The 16,574-nt window shown below is 58.1% G+C and carries 14 protein-coding genes; 12 read left to right on the top strand and 2 right to left on the bottom strand.

The features are described 5' to 3' along the window. Window positions 1-74 precede the first annotated feature (74 nt). Both Pan181_RS22835 and Pan181_RS22830 read left to right on the top strand, forming a co-directional pair. Window positions 75-659 carry a hypothetical protein gene (locus tag Pan181_RS22835; protein ID WP_145250657.1) on the top strand — a complete coding sequence of 195 codons (585 nt, stop codon included), beginning with the start codon at window positions 75-77 and terminating at the stop codon, window positions 657-659. After that, window positions 619-1,947 (top strand): tetratricopeptide repeat protein, encoded by a 1,329-nt coding sequence (locus tag Pan181_RS22830; protein ID WP_145250654.1) that lies wholly within the window; start codon window positions 619-621, stop codon window positions 1,945-1,947. Before Pan181_RS22835 ends, Pan181_RS22830 begins: the two co-directional genes overlap by 41 nt. Window positions 1,948-3,488: 1,541 nt before the next feature. On the opposite strand, the gene Pan181_RS22825 is transcribed toward Pan181_RS22830, so the two are convergent. Beyond that, a complete protein-coding gene (locus tag Pan181_RS22825) occupies window positions 3,489-4,151 on the bottom strand; it encodes a lysophospholipid acyltransferase family protein (protein WP_145250651.1) in 663 nt (220 codons plus the stop codon). Between the two features lie 79 nt (window positions 4,152-4,230). Then, complete coding sequence (locus Pan181_RS22820) at window positions 4,231-4,608, bottom strand: STAS domain-containing protein (protein ID WP_145250648.1); 378 nt, start codon at window positions 4,606-4,608, stop codon at window positions 4,231-4,233. Window positions 4,609-4,947: 339 nt separating this feature from the next. Here Pan181_RS22820 and Pan181_RS22815 point away from each other — a divergent pair, with 339 nt between their 5' ends. From Pan181_RS22815 to Pan181_RS22770, 10 genes are all read left to right on the top strand, one after another. Then, complete coding sequence (locus Pan181_RS22815; RefSeq protein ID WP_145250645.1) at window positions 4,948-7,335, top strand: TolC family protein; 2,388 nt, start codon at window positions 4,948-4,950, stop codon at window positions 7,333-7,335. Continuing rightward, a complete protein-coding gene (locus Pan181_RS22810; RefSeq protein ID WP_145250642.1) occupies window positions 7,262-8,233 on the top strand; it encodes a helix-turn-helix transcriptional regulator in 972 nt (323 codons plus the stop codon). Before Pan181_RS22815 ends, Pan181_RS22810 begins: the two co-directional genes overlap by 74 nt. Before the next feature lie 142 nt (window positions 8,234-8,375). Next, window positions 8,376-8,981, top strand: a complete 606-nt coding sequence (gene tmk, locus Pan181_RS22805; protein WP_145250637.1) for a dTMP kinase — start codon at window positions 8,376-8,378, stop codon at window positions 8,979-8,981. Between the two features lie 193 nt (window positions 8,982-9,174). Beyond that, on the top strand, window positions 9,175-11,103 hold the full coding sequence (locus Pan181_RS22800) for a M1 family metallopeptidase (protein ID WP_145250635.1): 1,929 nt from the start codon (window positions 9,175-9,177) through the stop codon (window positions 11,101-11,103). Continuing rightward, entirely contained in the window at window positions 11,100-11,843 is a 744-nt protein-coding gene (locus Pan181_RS22795; protein ID WP_197528620.1) for a HEAT repeat domain-containing protein, read from the top strand. The genes Pan181_RS22800 and Pan181_RS22795 overlap by 4 nt, the downstream gene beginning before the upstream one ends. A 130-nt stretch (window positions 11,844-11,973) precedes the next feature. Then, complete coding sequence (locus Pan181_RS22790; RefSeq protein WP_145250629.1) at window positions 11,974-12,579, top strand: hypothetical protein; 606 nt, start codon at window positions 11,974-11,976, stop codon at window positions 12,577-12,579. A 395-nt stretch (window positions 12,580-12,974) separates the two neighbouring features. Next, the gene (locus Pan181_RS22785) at window positions 12,975-13,469 is read left to right on the top strand and encodes a hypothetical protein (protein WP_145250626.1); all 495 of its coding nucleotides are present in this window, start codon (window positions 12,975-12,977) and stop codon (window positions 13,467-13,469) included. Window positions 13,470-13,816: 347 nt separating this feature from the next. Further along, on the top strand, window positions 13,817-14,326 hold the full coding sequence (locus Pan181_RS22780) for a hypothetical protein (protein ID WP_145250624.1): 510 nt from the start codon (window positions 13,817-13,819) through the stop codon (window positions 14,324-14,326). A 175-nt stretch (window positions 14,327-14,501) separates the two neighbouring features. Further along, complete coding sequence (locus Pan181_RS22775) at window positions 14,502-15,272, top strand: segregation and condensation protein A (protein ID WP_197528619.1); 771 nt, start codon at window positions 14,502-14,504, stop codon at window positions 15,270-15,272. A 165-nt stretch (window positions 15,273-15,437) separates the two neighbouring features. After that, on the top strand, window positions 15,438-16,277 hold the full coding sequence (locus Pan181_RS22770; protein ID WP_145250619.1) for an MBL fold metallo-hydrolase: 840 nt from the start codon (window positions 15,438-15,440) through the stop codon (window positions 16,275-16,277). Window positions 16,278-16,574 lie beyond the last annotated feature (297 nt).

Genomic DNA, 16,574 nt, shown 5'->3' with positions numbered 1-16,574 from the left:
TTTCGGACCTCCTATGGGAACCATTATTCCGGCTCCCGCCACTGTCCGAAAGTCTTGGGTTATCGCACTTTTACATGTTGTACTGGGCTTCCATGAAAGGCGAGATGCTCGTCTACGGCAAACCGTACATGGGACCCGAGGCTTATGGAGACGATCCAACGGATCCACAAATGGATACACCCTATACGTCAATTCCGTGGAGTAACGGTGATAAGGAAGCATTTTTGGCAACGCAATTAGGGGCTATTGCTTTTGATACTGGTTCTGAATCTATAAACGATACAGACGTTAAGACTCCTGGAGACTTCCGAAATCCTGGGAATAAGAATCCTGTCGCGGATGCCGTCGTAGCTAAGAATTCTCAGAGATTTGGCAGAATCGGTACCCGAGTCGGAGCTGCAGGTAGCTTAGCGTCAAAGATATCAAATGCAATGGACTGTTACAGAGGCATCTACAGCTTTGAACACCATATCGATGTTTATGTTGGATTTCACCCTTTGACGAATGAAAAGCATATTTGGGCTACACTCAGAATAAGTGCAGGCGATCAAGTCATTGAAGCGATTCCACTGTCCGCTAGGGATGCCTCGACTCTAATCTTCCAATGGAGCAATTTCGGTGAACATGGTATTAATAGCATGCCTTGGAAAACAGAATAAGCAGTATGCAGTTAATAGTGGAGTCAATGCTTGCACACGAGTGAATGTTTGTTTACTTCCGGTGCTCCTTTTCACGGCATTGACTCCCTGGGCAGCATCGGCAGAGGAGGTGCCTCCCGAGTTTGCCAATTGCGATACTCGACCATTCGAGGCCGTATTGCTGGTGCCAGCTACGCCGCAGGATGGCCCAGACAAAGGGGTTGAAGTTCCCGCCTACCGCATCGTCAATTGCGGTAAGTGTCGGGAAGGGGAGGTGTGGATAACGGACAGTGCCACAGGTTGGATACCTCGTGATAGTGTCGTGCCGCTATCAGAGGCCGCGGCGGTGTTAGCAGCGAAACTTGAAAAGAGTCCTGAAGACGCTCAGATTTATGCGTGCCTCGTTCAGGTAAACGTCTTGCTCAACAACGATGACGAATCGAGTCGCTTGCTTGCCAATATGCCACTTGGCATTCAGAACACTGTTCCGATTCGCTACGTGCGGGCGATGGTTTCCGCAGCTGTACAAGGCGACGGTCAGGCAGTGGCCCTGGAATTGGATTTGCTGCTTCAGGAAAAAAACTATGACGAGTATTGGTTTGCCTGCTTGATGCCTATTCTGAATCGGTGCAATCTTAGTGCCGAGCACCTTGAGGTTCTTAAGTCGCTTTCAGCGGGGCATTTGGACCAATCAACCGATCTTGCTTGTATCGCTGAGGCTTTTTTGTTGATTGCCGAAGGTAAATACGGACCCGCGTCGAAAGCGACGGGGCGCATTTTGATGTTGAATCCCTATTTCCCGAATGCGTATTACCTGCACGCGATTGCGCTGTCGGGGCTGAGAGATACCGAAGAGGAATTGCGAACGCTAAACAAGGCGATCGAGATATGGCCAGGGCATCACCATGGCTACTATCTTAGAGGACTGCACAATCAAGAAGCGGGTGCCTTGGAGCAAGCCGAAGCTGATTTTCGCTCGGCAGTATCGTTGAATGTAATCGAAGATTATCGCTTTCCATTCGCACTCGCCAAAGTGATCCTGGCGCGCGAGAACCGGAAGTTCAAAAAACGTGATCAAGCCAAAGTGGCGGAAGCGTGCGAGCTGCTGAAGACGCTTTCCGACAAGACCGATCATAAGAATTTCGACTACGAATTCGCCTACGCTCTTGCATTGTACATGCACAATGATTATGGCGAGGCTCTGAAGGCCATGGATCGATGCGAAAGCATGGATCCGACCGCACGCAAGCTGCTCGCGCCGATTCGCATACCAACGGAAGAGAGAGCAAAAGCGGCTGCTGAAGAGTGAGTCAATATCCTCTCGTCTAGGGGGAGTCGAAATCAGTAAGGAACTTGTGCGTAATTGAAAGTCGGCGAAACACAGATTCTTTCTCGCCTGCTAACGGTTAGGCTTTTGGTTTTCTACAGCCAGTTGTCCCTGAACCCGAAGAATTACGCAGTTAGCGAACCCCAACTATTACGCACAATAGCAGCTACAGCATTAGGCTATGAACGCAATCAGAGGCACACAATCTGGCACGGAATCGAGTAGACAGGCATACAATTTGTAGTCTAGAGAGTGAGACAAGCCGAACTTGCAATCACAGAGAATCCTAAGTACCGTTGTGCCAACGGCTTCTAGTCTAAACCAACAGATGTGATGCGAAGCAACGTCCGACCTTTTAATCCGTGGGTCGTGGGTTCGAGTCCCGCCGGGGTCCTAGCTGGTGAGGATAGGTGACACAAGAAGGTCTTACAGGGCCCTGCAGGTAAGCGCGATATCGAACGGTCGGCTTGACGGTGTCAGCCTTAAAAATCTGCTCCACTCGTTATAGATGTAGCATTTAAGGAACGCCTGCGTGGCACTTGTGTTTCCCCCTCATGCATAGCATGCTGCAGTTGGTGTTGTTCGACCACTTACTCCTTGGACCGTAACGTATCTTTTCTACATCCCTCCTCCCCGCCCAGAGAGGTCGACCTGCGTTGCGGAAACGGGGCCAGCGGAGCCCGAAGGGGGGGGCCTGCGGGCGGGTATCTTTTCTCTTCACTTTTCGCTGGGAATTGGCCACCGGTGGTGTTCTAATGGATAGGTGGTGTTGTGGCTGTCGGCTTTCAGCTATTGGCTTTTTAGTGATTGGAGGTGAATCAAATGTAATGCTTGGGTTGTGTCCGACTTCTAGCGACGCGCAGGCGATGGTTTGCCGGCGTGGGCGTTCGCTGCTGCGCGTGTGTCAAGGCTGTAGGCTATAGGCTGTAAGCGGTAGGCTGAGTCCTTCGGGTCGCTGGAAGCTCCCGTCAGCATGACACTCCGCATTCCGCATTCCGCAATCCCAAATCCCCAATCGTCTCCCAACTCAAAATACTTTCCCACCCATGGGAATCTATTTTGGGTAACAATCCCGGAGGTGTTGATGCAACCTATTACCTATCAACGACTTACGATAGATTCCCAGCGGGAAAATAGATTCCCACTCGATGCGTTTTGGGAAATGGGAATCTATTCGGGCGCGAAAACCACTGGTTTTGTAGCGTGCGTGCCGATTCAATTTTCCCATCGGTGGGTAAATTGGGAATCTATTGCCCAGTGTTGGGAATCTATCGCTCGGCGGTCCTTGGACCTGCTCCAGAAACCACGATTCCGGCTCCCAACCCTGGCCGAAAGTCTTGAGGGATCGCTCCGTGTCGTAAGTTATTGTCTACCCAATGGGTTAGGTCGATTGTTTCGAGTCCTGCCGGGGGAGCTACTCAAAAAGCCCGTACCATTTGGTCGGGCTTTTTTTGTGCGCGGGCGTTTATTGCGCGGACCTTTCCTCCGCAGCCAGTGCTCGCCCGCCGTCGGCCCACTCGAGCTTACTCCCCCGCTGGATCCTTCTTCGCGTAGCCGGCCATTTGGCGGGCTTCGGCGAAGCAGGTCGCGATGCGGAGCGCGACGAGCTCCAGTAGCGCGTCGTCGTCGAGCTCGGCGATCGCTTCTGGTGGGATCGCTTCGCCGTAGCTCAGCGCGATTTTCTTGGGGGCTGGCAGTTTGCGGCCGCGGGGCCAGGCTTCGTAGCTGCCGGCGATGCCGACTGGCAGGATGCTCGCCTTGCCGCGGCGCACCAGTGCAATGAATCCCGGCTTCAGCGACTGCAAGCGTCCGTCGGGCGTGCGGGTGCCTTCGGGAAACATCAGCACCGCGTCTCCCAGCTTGATGCGTTTCAGGGTCGCCCGGATGCCGCCCAGGCCGCTGCCATCGCGATCGATCGGAATCGAGTCGTACGCCCGGATCAGCGGGCCGAGGATCCCGCGAAACAGGGTATCGCGAGCCAGGTAGGCGATCGGCCGCGGCATGAAACAGCCGATCATCGGCGGATCGAGATAGCTCTGATGGTTCGAGAGCACCACGACCGGCCCAGTCGGCGGCATATTGTGATGTCCACGCCGGCGGAGTCGGAAATAGAAGCGGGAGAACCCACCGATGACCCACTGCGTGAGGCGGTACCAAATGAGTTTTGGGAGCGAGCGACGGTACATAGGGAGGAAACTTCGGCAGCTGGCGGAGGTGGCAAAGATATAGAGTATCCCTGCGACTGGGCCCGACCGCCAGTGACACCTACGAACGCACCCCCAGGCGGGCGGCCGCTTCGACGCTATCGAACAGCGGAATCACCGTGTGCAACCGGCAGGCGTGCAGTGCTTCGGTGGGGTGCGGAGCCAGGCAGGCGACGTGAAACTCGCCGGCTGCCATGGCGATTCGCTTGTGCAGCTGAACCAGCTTGCCCATCAGCGAACTCGACATAAACGTCACCTGAGCGAGGTCGAGCACCATCATCGGCGGTTGCCAGTCGGCCACGGTGCCCCAAAGGGCCTCGGCCAGCCCGAGCGGGTCGGCAAAGCCGTCGCCGGACGGAATCAGCTGGATAACGAGCCAGCCATCGCGGTGGTAGTGTTCGCCGCGCCAGTCGTCGGTGAGTTGCAAGACCTCAGCCATCGCCGCCCCCTCGTGTGTGTTGCAGGATCCACGAACATCCGAAAAGTACCGGCTCCAAGCAGCCTAACGCTATCTTCCTCCCGCGACGCAGCCAGCGAAAGAGGGGCTCGCCATTCGCAGCAATGCTGGCAGCTAGCAGCCTGAATTTGCAGGTTCTTGGAACGAAGCAGGGAAATGTCAAAGTTTGACGATTAGGCCGACGATAACAATTTTGCTGAATACTCATGGGGGGATGAGCATTCGAGCGACTGCGCCTAAGAAGTGCGAGCAGTGCTAGCACTTCGAGGGTGCGGTGATCGCCCGGAATCACATTCACTTTACGCATACCCCCGAAACATCATGAGTCGGCATACCCTCAGCAACATTAGTCTTGCCCTGGTCTTCCTCATGTTGGCCACGGGCTGCCAGCCGATGCAGCCGTTTTACTTCCATGAAGACGGCGATCTGTCGCACTACGTGGATGTTTCGACCGACATCGAATATCCCGATGTCGAAGAGCCGAAGCTCGACGAAGTCTCTCAGGCGCAACGTCCATTGTCGGTAAAGAACATGGACAACTACGAGGTCTGGGACCTTTCGCTCGAGGAAGCGACTCGCATTACCATGTGCAATAGCCAGGTCATGCGTCAGCTCGGCGGGCGGGTGCTGACCAACGCTCCCGAGACTATCTCGCGGACGCTCATCAATTCGTCGGCCATCACCACCACTTACGATCCTGCGTTGGTTGAAACCGGCAACGGACAGTCTTACGCCTCGTCGTTCGATGGCATTGGTGTCGAGTCGGCCTTGGCCGAGTTCGATGCCCAGCTCGATTCGAGCCTGCTCTGGCAGAAGAACGATAACCCGGTGAACTTCGATCCTTCGTCGTTCGGTTCGTTCCTGGCTCAAGACTTCCAGCAAGACATTGGTAACTTGAACGTCGGGCTTACGAAGAAGACTGCTGATGGTTCGACATTCCGCTTGTCGCACTCCACGAACTACGACAGTAATAATAACGGTAACCGCCAAACACCGAGCGACTGGGAAACGAACTTCGAAGCGTTCTTCGATGTGCCGTTGTTCCAAGGTCGCGGGGCTCAATACAACCGGATTGCAGGGCATCACTCGTTCGAACAGTACTCGGCGAACTCGCCCAACAGCTTCGACGGCGTGATGATCGCCCGCATTCGTACCGACCAGACGCTGGCCGACTTCGAAGGTGGCATTCGCAACCTGATGCGTGATGTCGAGCAAGCTTACTGGGAACTCTACTTCGCTTATCGTGATCTCGAAGCTCGTAAGCAAGGTTTGGAAAGCTCGCGGGCGACTTGGGCTCGCGTGAATCAACTGTTCCTCAACGGTGCCCGCGGCGGCAGTGCCGATCGCAAGGCTCAGGCCGAGGCTCAGTTCTTCCAATTCCGTGCTCAGGTCGAAGAAGCCCTGACTAACTTGTTCCGTGCCGAAAGCCGACTGCGTTACATCATGGGTCTGAGCGTGTCGGACGGTCGCCTGATTCGTCCGTCCGACGAACCGACGATGGCCCGTGTCGACTTCGACTGGGCGGCCACCAGCACCGAGGCCATGGCTCGCCGGGTGGAGATTCGCAAGCAGAAGTGGCAAATCAAGCGTCGCGAACTGGAATTGATCGCCGCTCGCAACCACCTGCTCCCACGCTTGGACGCGGTAGGTCGTTACCGCTGGCTGGGTGCTGGCGATGAGCTGATCAACCACGATGCCGATCCGGCTGCCTCGGGACGCTTTGCCGAAGGCACCAGTGCCTTCGAATCGCTCACTAGCGGCGACTTCCAGGAATGGGAACTCGGCCTGCAACTGTCGGTGCCGATTGGTTACCGTCGTCAGCTCAACGGGGTTCGCCACGTGCAACTGCTGCTGGCCCGCGAACGAGCCTTGCTGCAGGACCTGGAATTGGAAGTTTCCCACCAGTTGGGCGACTCGATCCGCGACATCGACTACAACTACCAGGTGACGCAGACCCGGTTTAACGGAAAAGTGGCCGCCGAACGCGAAGTACAAGCGGTTGCCCTCTCCGAATCGAAGGGTATCGTCTCGCTCGACCTGCTGCTGGATGCCCAACGCCGGCAGGCCGAGGCAGAAAGTGCCTATTACCGGTCGCTTGTTGACTACAATCTGTCTATCCTAGAAGTTCACTACCGCAAGGGTTCGCTGCTCGACTACAACGGGGTGTATCTTGCCGAAGGCACCTGGCCCGGCAAGGCTCACTTCGACGCCTTGCGTCGAGCTCGCCAGCGGGACGCCAGCATGTACCTGGACTACGGCTTCACTCGTCCGAACGTGATGAGCCGCGGGCCAGTGAGCCAGTCGCTCGGCACTCCCCAAGGCATGCCTTACGAGGGTGAAGTGATGGAAGGACCGATGATGTACGAGGGTGAGTTCCAAGGCGAGGAAGTGCCGATGAGCGAACCGACCCCAGCCGCACCGCAAGACGAGTGGGGAGCTTCGGACACCGGAGCCTCGCTGCAACCTGCCGGTGCGGTACAGCCAGCCGGGTACCCTTCGACCGCTTCGTCGCCCGAACGGGTATCGCAGGCGAGCTACCAAATGCCAGCGCCGCAGGCGAGCATCACTTACGCGACAGCTCAACCAGCAACGACGCAACCTACGAAGACACCCCAGCCGATGACCGGTCGCTCGGATGAAGGACAAACGCATTACCCGACTACTGCGACTCCTCAAAACCCTGGAACAGGGTGGAACGCACAACGCTAAGCACCTGGCCAAGGTGCATGGTGTGAGTCGGCGTACGATCTTTCGCGACCTGGAAACACTTCGCGACGCGGGCATCCGGCTCCGCTATAACCGGAAGGCCGAAAGCTACTCGATGGCCGAGCCGGTGCCGTTGAACGTCGGCGACTTGTCGATCGACGAAGCGACCGCGTTGGTAACGTTGGCCAATCAGATGGGCGACGATCGCCATGTGCCGTTCTTTACGGCCGCCGGCCTGGCGGCTCGCAAGCTGAGCGGAAGCCTACCGCGCAAAACGCGCGACCAACTGCACGAGGTGGCCGACGCAGTGACCATCGTGCCGCAAGGGGTTGCCAACCTCAATGGCAAGCGGAAGCTGTTTGGCGAGCTGCTCGAAGCCCGCCGGCAGCGTCGCGTGCTGCGGATGGAGTACGCCAGCCTGACCGAGTGGGAGACGATCAGCACGAAGCTGCGTCCCTACCAGCTGATGTATTGCCGACATAGCTGGTACGTGGTCGGGCGGTCGAGCATTCATCGCGAAGTGCGAACCTTCAAGCTGGCCCGCATCACCGAGCTCGAAATACTCGACGAAGAGTATCGCTTGCCGCGCGGGTTTAGCCTGAAGCGGTATCTGAAAAACGCCTGGCGCATCGTGCCCGAAGGCAATAAGGACCTGCAGGTAGTCATCCGGTTCTCGCCGCTCGTGGCCACCAACGTGGCCGAAGTCGAGTGGCATCCCACGCAGCAACTCGCTCTGCAGCCGGATGGTTCGCTGTTGTTCGAAGCAACGGTCTCAGGCCTGAACGAAATCAGTTGGTGGATTCTCGGCTACGCCGACCAGGCCGAAGTGCTCCGCCCCGCGCGATTGCGCAAACTGGTGGGCGAGCGGGCGGCCAACATGGCCAAGATCTACGATCGATAATCGGCCACCAATGGGGTATAGTGGGTAGCGTGAGTCGCGTTGCCCTGTTCGCCGGCCGAGTCTACTGACCTGCCTGCTAGCCGAGGGGCCTCGCTGCTCCGGTTGTTTCGCCCCCGTTCGTCTCCAGCCCCCCGATGCTGCTTTGTTTTTTTCGTTCGATGGAATTGATGGTGTAGGCAAGTCGACCCAGATCGACCTGCTGTGCCAATGGCTCACGGAATCGGGTCACCAGGTCACGCAGTGTCGCGACCCGGGGAGCACCCCGCTTGGCGAACGCATTCGCGAGGTGCTGCTGGCAACCGACGACGCGGTAGCAATCCATCGCCGGAGCGAGATGCTGCTGTACATGGCCGCCAGAGCGCAGTTGGTGGAAGAGGTGATTCGCCCCGCCCTCGAGCGTGGCGAAGTGGTGGTGTCCGACCGGTTTCTGCTGGCCAACGTCGTGTACCAGGGACACGCGGGGCAATTGCCAGTAGCCGACGTCAAAACGGTCGGCAGCGTCACGATCGATGGCATCACCCCCGACGCGGTATTCGTGCTCGATTTGCCGGTGGAAGAAGCCGACAAACGGATGAACCGCGAGCGAGACCGCATGGAACTGCAGGGCGACGCGTTCCGCCGCCGGCTCCGCGAGGGCTATCTGGCCGAGGCGGCCACCGATCCGGCGGTGCACGTGATTAGTGCTGCCGAGCCGATCGAGAAGGTGCACGCAGTGATCCGGGCAATCGCCACGAAGTTGATGGCTTAGCAGGTCTTTAATACCAGCCTGGACCAGCCTCCAGGCTCCCGTAAAACCGGTCTGGCCCGAAAATTTGGCAATCGAGGCCCTCTCGGGCTATACTCGACTGTCCCTCCAGGCGAACACCCTCTCCCTATCTGCCACCCCGGGCCCGCTCCGCGCGCTTGGCCCTGTACCTTCTTTATTTTAAGGAAACAAGCACATGTTGCAGTTGCGACGTTGGACTATTGGATGGTTCTTAGCCGCGTGCGTTCTCGTCGTTCCCGCTTTGGCCGAGGAACACGAGCATATTTGCCGGTACTGTGGGCAGGACCACTCGCTGATGTTTGCCGCCGCGACCGAAAGCGGCGACATGGGCCTCAAGTACGCTCCCGACCGGGTGGTCGACGTAAAGCACATCAAAATCGATGTGGTTCCCGACTTCGCCAAGCGGACCGTGGCCGGCACCACCACGCTGACGTTCGCCCCGATTTCGAAGCCAGTTGAGCAAGTGACGCTCGACGCCGAATCGCTCGACGTGTCGAACATCGAGTCGTCGGTGCCGCTGGCCGATTACGTGCTGACCGATCACAAGCTGACCCTGCTGTTTGCGACCCCGCTGCCGGTGGGCGAGGACGTGGAAGTTGCCATCACCTACTCGGCCGAGCCGAAGCAGGGGCTCTACTTCCGCACGCCGGAGCTAGGGTATCCCGAAGAGGACACCCATCTCTGGACCCAGGGACAAACGCACGAAGCCCCGCACTGGTTCCCTTGCTTCGACTATCCGAACGAACGCTCGACCACCGAGGTCATCTGCACGGTTCCGAAGGAAATGGTGGTCGTTTCCAACGGCAAGATGCTCTCCGATGAAGTGAACGAGCAAGGCTTGAAGACCGTGCACTGGCTGCAGGACAAGCCGCACGCCAGCTACTTGGTATGTTTGGTCGCCGGTAAGTTCCACGTGCTGGAAGACAAGCACCGCGACGTTTCGCTGCGGTTCTTCGCTCAACCAACGCTGGCCGAGCATGCGGCGAACTCGTTCCAAGACACCCGCACGATCATGGAGTTCTACGAAGCCGAGATCGGCATGCCGTTCCCTTGGGACAAGTACGATCAGGCGACGATTCGCGACTTCAACAGCGGCGGTATGGAAAACACCACCATCACTACGCTGACGCACACGACGATCTTCTCCGATGAGACCGAAAACATCTACTCGAGCCGCAACCTTGACGCCCACGAGATGGCGCACCAGTGGTTCGGCGACTACGTCACCTGCGAAGACTGGGCCCATCTGTGGCTGAACGAAGGCTTCGCCACCTATTACACCCATCTGTATGCGGGCCATAAGCTGGGCCGCGACGAGATGAACTACGGCCTCTGGCGCGATGCCAAGGGGCGGGTGCTGCCGCAAGCCGAAGACTCGAAGCCCATTGTGTTCCGCGGCTACGACAATCCTTGGGAACAGTTCGACTATCGGGCGTATCCCAAGGGTAGCTGGGTGCTGCACATGCTTCGCAGCCAACTCGGCAAAGATCTCTACCGCGCAGGCATCAAGCACTACCTCGAAGAAAACGGCCAGTCGAGCGTCGTCACGGCCGACCTGCAAGCCGCCTTCGAGGAAGTCTCGGGCCGCGAGCTCGATCGCTTCTTCGATCAATGGGTCTTTGGAGCGGGTACTCCCAAGCTGAAGGTTCGCTACAAGTGGCTGGCCAAAGAACGCTTGGCCCTGGTCACCGTCGAGCAAACTCACAAGGTCGACGACAACACCGGGCTGTTCGAGATTCCCACGACGCTGCGTTTTGTGGTGGATGGCAAGCCAGTCGATCACCCGGTTACCATCAACAAAGAGAAGCACGACTTCTATGTACCGCTCGACGAGCAACCGACGCTCGTGCGGTTCGATCCGGAGTTCACCGTGCTGGCCGAAGTCGACTTCGACAAGCCCGATGCGATGGTCTACACGCAGCTCGAGGCCGAAGACGACATGATTGGCCGTTTGATGGCCGCTCGCGTGCTGGGCAAGAAGGACAACCACAAATCGGTGGAAGCCCTTAAGGAAACCCTTAACAACGATGGTTACTACGGGGTGCGTATCGAACGGCCGAGTCGCTCGAAAAGCTCGGCACCGACGAAGCGTTTGCCGCGTTGACCGAAAGCATGACCCAGTCCGACGCCCGCGTGCGTCGATCGGTGGTCGAGAGCATCGGTAAGTTCTATAAGCCGGCCACGCTTGAGATCCTGAAGCAAGTGGTCGAGAACGAGTCGAACACCGCCATCGTGGCGACTGCCGTGCGGGGGCTCGGCAAGTACCCCGCTGACGACGTGCAAAACACCTTGATCCTGGCGCTCGATCGACCGAGCTTCGAGAACAAGATTGCCATGGCAGCCATCGGCGCGCTCGGGGCGTCGGGCGATGTTTCGCTGCGGGGCAAAGTGCTAGCAGTGCTGCAGCGCGACCGCCAGAAGTTCGGCGATCGCGACTACGGTCGGGCGCTGCAGGTGCTGGCCAAGCTGTGGAAGGAAGCCGACGACAAGCAACCGGTTCGCGACATGCTCGAAGACGCCCTGCAAGATCCTTCGCGCAAGGCCCGCCAGGGAGCGATCGAAGCCCTCGGCGAATTGGGCGATCGCACGGCCGTTGCCGCTCTGCGTTCGTACGCCGATCGCGAAGGGGAAGGTCGCAACGCAACCGCTGCGGCCGCGGCGATCAAGAAGCTGGAAGACGATGCCCCCTTCGTCCCGCGGGAAGTGCAGGAACTTCGCAAACAGCTCGGCGATCTCACCAAGCAGCAAGCGAAACTGCAAAAGGAACTCGATACGCTCAAGAGCAAGCTCGAGGCCCGGCCCGAAGAATCGTCGGCCGATGTCTCGACCACTCCTGGTTTATAAGTGTTTTTCGCGAGCTGCTCCTGGTAGCAACAAGCGTTGAATTCGTCTTGACGGTGGGGCGGGGGTTTGCAAAACTCCCCGCCCCACACGTGTTTTCGACCCATTGTTTCTCAAGGAGGAGGCACGCGCCATGCGTTGTCTTTGTGCTCTCGTTAGCCTGACCTTTGTTACTGCCCTCGGTTGCGGGGGAGGCGATACCGCTTCGAATGCTCCGTCGACAGGTGGCACCGCTACGTCGGCGTCGGCCAGCGCGTCGGATATCAACAAGCATCCCGCGGTAGTTTCGTCGACCAAGTTTCTCAAGGCCATCTCGACCGGCGATCAGACCACTGCCATGGGTTGCTTAACTCCGCTCGCGGCCAAGCAACTCGAAGACTACGGACAGGGATTCAAATTCGCAGCTGTTGCTGAGGCCGATTTTAAAGCGACGAATCTTCGCGAAAATGCGATGGACACCGACGAAACAGCGGTGGAATATCACATGACCGTCAGCGACGGAACCGAATCGGTCGAGCTCGATTTGTGCTGCATCATGCGACAAGTGAACAACGACTGGCGGTTGAGCGGTATCGTTTATGACCTTGGTAACGGTCAAGAACCGGTACTCGTGAACTACGAAGCAGCACCACAGCAACCAGCGAATACCGCAAATTCGGCGCAGACCGCCGCAAATTCGGGCGCGGAGGCCGCGGCTGCGGAAACTGCTCAGGCTCCCGCTGGTGCGCAAAATCGATAATCGAAAACGACCTAAATCTATAATTTACAAGCACTTATGGCCCCACTCCGGCATCTCGCCCGGTGTGGGGCCTGTGTTTTGCGCCAAGAAAAGTTTCCCAGAAACATTCAAGAAAGGGGTGCCCCCCTTGGACAACGTTTGTCCCCCTGCTACTCTTTTCCTTGCTAATCGACAAGGTTAGCGTAGTCTTTGCATACTACATTACTTACCCCACCTGCAGGTTCTGCCTGCTCCATTGGCTCTGATGTGTAAGCAGAGTCAGTTGTAGTCAAATCGAACCGATAAGTTTCGGTTCATTCGATTGCTTCCGTCGCACGTGTCGGCGGGACCCATTTATGAAGCAATCGATTAGTGTTCCGTGTTGGTACATGTGATTCTCTCAGAAGGAGAAAGTGATGAAGTCGACCAACTTGCTGCGTGTTTTCGCGTTGATGGTTGTTGCCGCTTTTGCCGTTGCTACTGCGAACCAAGCCGAAGCTGGTTTTGGTCTGCTGTGCAAGCTGCGTGGTGACGACTGCTGCACCCCTTGCTGCGAGCCCGCTCCCTGCTGCGAGCCCGCCCCTGCACCTTGCTGCGAGCCTGCTCCTTGCTGCGAAGCCGATCCTTGCTGCCCCAAGCGTTGCGGCCTGTTCGCTCGCCTGAAGGACAAGTTCGGTAAGAAGTGCTGTGATCCTTGCTGCGAAGCTACTCCTTGCTGCGAAGCTCCTTGTGAGCCCGCTCCTTGCGTGGAAGCTGCTCCTTGCGAACCAGCTCCTTGCTGCGAGCCCGCCCCTTGCTGCGAAGCTGATCCTTGCTGCAAGAAGCCTTGCTTGTTCAGCCGCTTGAAGGACAAGTTCGGCAAGAAGTGCTGCGACACCTGCTGCGAACCCGCTCCTAGCTGCGGTTGCTAAGTTGACGCCGGTTTCCCGCGAAACCAGCTCAACTTCGTAGGGACTCGCCCTCCCGGCTATGAGTCCAAGACCACCTTCGAGCGTGATATACGCCTGATCGTGGTACTAATGAACTCCAAAAAGCTTGATGGCTTCGGTCATCAAGCTTTTTTCGTTCCTCCCCCGTTGGCAGTGCTATAGTTGACTCCTACACATAACTTACATAGGTTGAGTAAACCGCGCTGGACAGGAAGACTATTGCGCCCACAGCAGGATCGCTGAAATCGGTGCCGCGTGGCGGTTTCGCTCGCGTCGGTTATTCGCCCTGCCGAAGATAGGGCCGTTATTCGAAAACTGAGGAGATTGTGATGAAATCGATTCTTCGTTTTGTGGTGGTTGCTGCCATCTGCACTATGTTCGCTGGCAGCGCTAGCGAAGCCGAGGCCTTTGGCCTGTTCAAGAAGTTCCGTAACCGCTGCTGCAAGACTTCGTGCTGCGAAGTCGAGACCTCCTGCGGCTGCAATACTGGCTGCGGCTGCGACACTGGTTGCGGTAGCACCGAAGTGATCGTGGAAGAAGAGTACACCGAGCCCACCGAGGTTTCGCCAGCCGACACCATGCCTGCTGTGCCTGAACCTCCAGCCGAAGAAGCCGTAGAAGAAGCCGCTCCCGCGGCGGAAGCTGCTGCTACCGAAGCTCCTGCTGAGGAGGCTGTAGAAGAAGCCGCTGAAGCTCCTGCCGAAGCCGCGGAAGAAGCCGCTGCTGAAGCGACCGACGCTGCTGCAGAGGCCACTGAGGAAGCTGCCGATGCCGCAGGCGATGCCGTTGAGGAAGCTAGCGACGCGGTGGAAGATGCCACCGAAGCTCCTAATGCCTAAGTCGCCAGTCGACGCTTCGTAAAACGTAAACCAAACACCCCGGCCGGGCCTACTGCCTTGTCGGGGTGTTTGCGTTTGCTAGCACGAAACTCGAATGGACCTCGTCGGCTCGGTCTGCAATAACTCGCGTCGTCTGCGTTGCCTCCGATCTACCTCCACCGAATCGACCGCCCCGATGCAATTTCGCGTCCAACTCGACGTGTTCAACGGTCCCCTCGACCTGCTGCTCCACCTGGTGCGCAAGCACGAGGTCGATATTAGCAACATTCCGGTCGCGGCCGTGGCCGACCAGTTTCTGGAGCACGTTTCGGTGCTCGAGCAGATCGACGTCGACGCGGTTGGCGACTTTCTCGACCTGGCCAGCACGCTGATCGAGATCAAATCGCAGATGGTGCTCCCTCGTCAGGAAGCCGAAGAGCCCGAGGAGTTGGAAGATCCCCGCCAGGAGCTGGTGGAACGCCTGCTCGAGTTCAAAAAGTACCGCGACGCGTCGCAGCATCTCGAACAACGCGGCCGCGAATGGCAGGATCGCTACGCCCGGGCGGCCAACGACCTTGGCTCGCGTCAGAAGCACGAGGAGGTGCCCGCCATCGCTGGCGTGGAGCTGTGGGACCTCGTCAGTGCGTTTGGGCGGGTGCTACGCGACAAGCTGGCCAAGCCGGTGGCCACCAGCATTACGTACGACGACACGCCGATACACGTCTACATGCAGCGTCTCGACGAGCGTCTGCAACGCGAAGGCAGCGTGACCTTCTTCGACCTCTTCCCCAACGCGGTCCACAAATCGACCCTCGTTGGCATGTTTCTGGCGGTGCTCGAAATGGTGCGGTACCGCTACGCTTTGGCGCATCAGGCCGAGCGGTATGGCGACATACTCATCGAGCCAGGCCCCGAAAAGCTGCCAGCTCAGATCAAAGTGAGTGCAGTCAGTGAGTCGGCCGATTGAGCCGCAACTCGCGATTCTCCGGGCAATTGCCGAAAACCGGGGCGGGTTGGCTCCTGCCGACGAACCTCGATAATTGGTATCATGTCGCTCTTTTCCATGGTTCTGTGGTTTTCATGGCTTCGTGGATATCAGTACGCACCCCCTACCTGTTGATTCGAACTCCAGATGGTTGAGAACGCCCCCCTGCAATCGTTGCAACATCGCGGTCTAACGATCGAGGGCTACTCGCGCGCGGCCGTGCAGTCGTACTGGCGCATCCCCGAGCTTGGCATCGGATTCGATCTCGGCGCACAGCCCTGGAGCTTCATGGGGACTGACACTTGGTTTGTGTCGCACGCACACCTCGACCACATCGCAGCCTTGCCGGTGTACGTCGCTCGCCGGCGGATGATGAAAATGGCCCCGCCCACCATCTACTTGCCGACGTCGGCCATCGAACCGGTCGAAGCGATCCTGCAGAACTTCACGCGACTCGACCGCGGCCGGTTGCCTGCCGACCTGCGGCCGATCGAGCCTGGCATGGAGATCAAGCTGTCGCGGGAGTACGTGGTCACCACGGTGCCGACCAAGCACACGGTGCCGTCGATGGGCTTCGTGGTCTGGCAGTGCCGCAAGAAGCTCAAGCCGGAGTACGAGGGACTCGCCGGCATGCAGATTCGCGACCTCCGCCTGGCTGGCACCGAAGTGTCCGAGGAACGCCGCGACGCGGTGCTCGCTTACCTTGGCGACAGTTCCCCGCCGGGACTCGACGACAACCCCGAGATGTACCAGGCCAAGGTGCTGATCTGCGAACTCACGTTCGTCGCGCCGGGCCATCGCAAAGAGAAGATCCACAAGTTCGGGCATATCCACCTCGACGACTTCGTGGAACGCCGCGAGCGGTTCGAAAACGAACTGATCATCGCGTCGCACCTGAGCACCCGCTACCACGAAAACACGGTCCGCAAACTCGTGAAAAAAGCCCTGCCCGACATGCTCAACGGGCGACTCCATCTGTGGCTGTAGCACTATCCAGGGTAGCGCTTTGGCTCACGGAACTCGCCGGCGCACACCCCTTCGCTAGGCGACGATTCCCTTTCAGGGAATGTTTGAGTAGAAGGCTAGCTATCCAGTTGTCGGTTGTGCTCTTGTCCTCCGCGGGCTCTGCGTCTCTGCGTGAGGATTCTTATGCTGGCTCCCGCTCCACATCGTTAGCCGACGCCTCCGGCTGCGGGCGAAACAACTTTTCTGAATGCACCGGTTTTTGCTGGGAAATGGCCACCTGATTTGCTATAAACAGGTAGTGTTCAGGTGTATCTGTGT

The sequence above is a fragment of the Aeoliella mucimassa genome (assembly GCF_007748035.1).
GTDB lineage: Bacteria > Planctomycetota > Planctomycetia > Pirellulales > Lacipirellulaceae > Aeoliella > Aeoliella mucimassa.
This window is presented reverse-complemented; position numbering and strand designations above follow the sequence as displayed.

Excerpts from the sequence above, each read along its gene's own strand:
- Pan181_RS22825 (WP_145250651.1), bottom strand. The coding sequence starts at position 4,151 with ATGTACCGTCGCTCGCTCCCAAAACTCATTTGGTACCGCCTCACGCAG.
- Pan181_RS22785 (WP_145250626.1), top strand. The coding sequence starts at position 12,975 with ATGAAGTCGACCAACTTGCTGCGTGTTTTCGCGTTGATGGTTGTTGCC.
- Pan181_RS22775 (WP_197528619.1), top strand. The coding sequence starts at position 14,502 with ATGCAATTTCGCGTCCAACTCGACGTGTTCAACGGTCCCCTCGACCTG.
- Pan181_RS22780 (WP_145250624.1), top strand. The coding sequence starts at position 13,817 with ATGAAATCGATTCTTCGTTTTGTGGTGGTTGCTGCCATCTGCACTATG.
- Pan181_RS22820 (WP_145250648.1), bottom strand. The coding sequence starts at position 4,608 with ATGGCTGAGGTCTTGCAACTCACCGACGACTGGCGCGGCGAACACTAC.
- Pan181_RS22835 (WP_145250657.1), top strand. The coding sequence starts at position 75 with ATGTTGTACTGGGCTTCCATGAAAGGCGAGATGCTCGTCTACGGCAAA.
- Pan181_RS22790 (WP_145250629.1), top strand. The coding sequence starts at position 11,974 with ATGCGTTGTCTTTGTGCTCTCGTTAGCCTGACCTTTGTTACTGCCCTC.
- Pan181_RS22810 (WP_145250642.1), top strand. The coding sequence starts at position 7,262 with ATGAAGGACAAACGCATTACCCGACTACTGCGACTCCTCAAAACCCTG.
- Pan181_RS22815 (WP_145250645.1), top strand. The coding sequence starts at position 4,948 with ATGAGTCGGCATACCCTCAGCAACATTAGTCTTGCCCTGGTCTTCCTC.
- Pan181_RS22770 (WP_145250619.1), top strand. The coding sequence starts at position 15,438 with ATGGTTGAGAACGCCCCCCTGCAATCGTTGCAACATCGCGGTCTAACG.
- Pan181_RS22800 (WP_145250635.1), top strand. The coding sequence starts at position 9,175 with ATGTTGCAGTTGCGACGTTGGACTATTGGATGGTTCTTAGCCGCGTGC.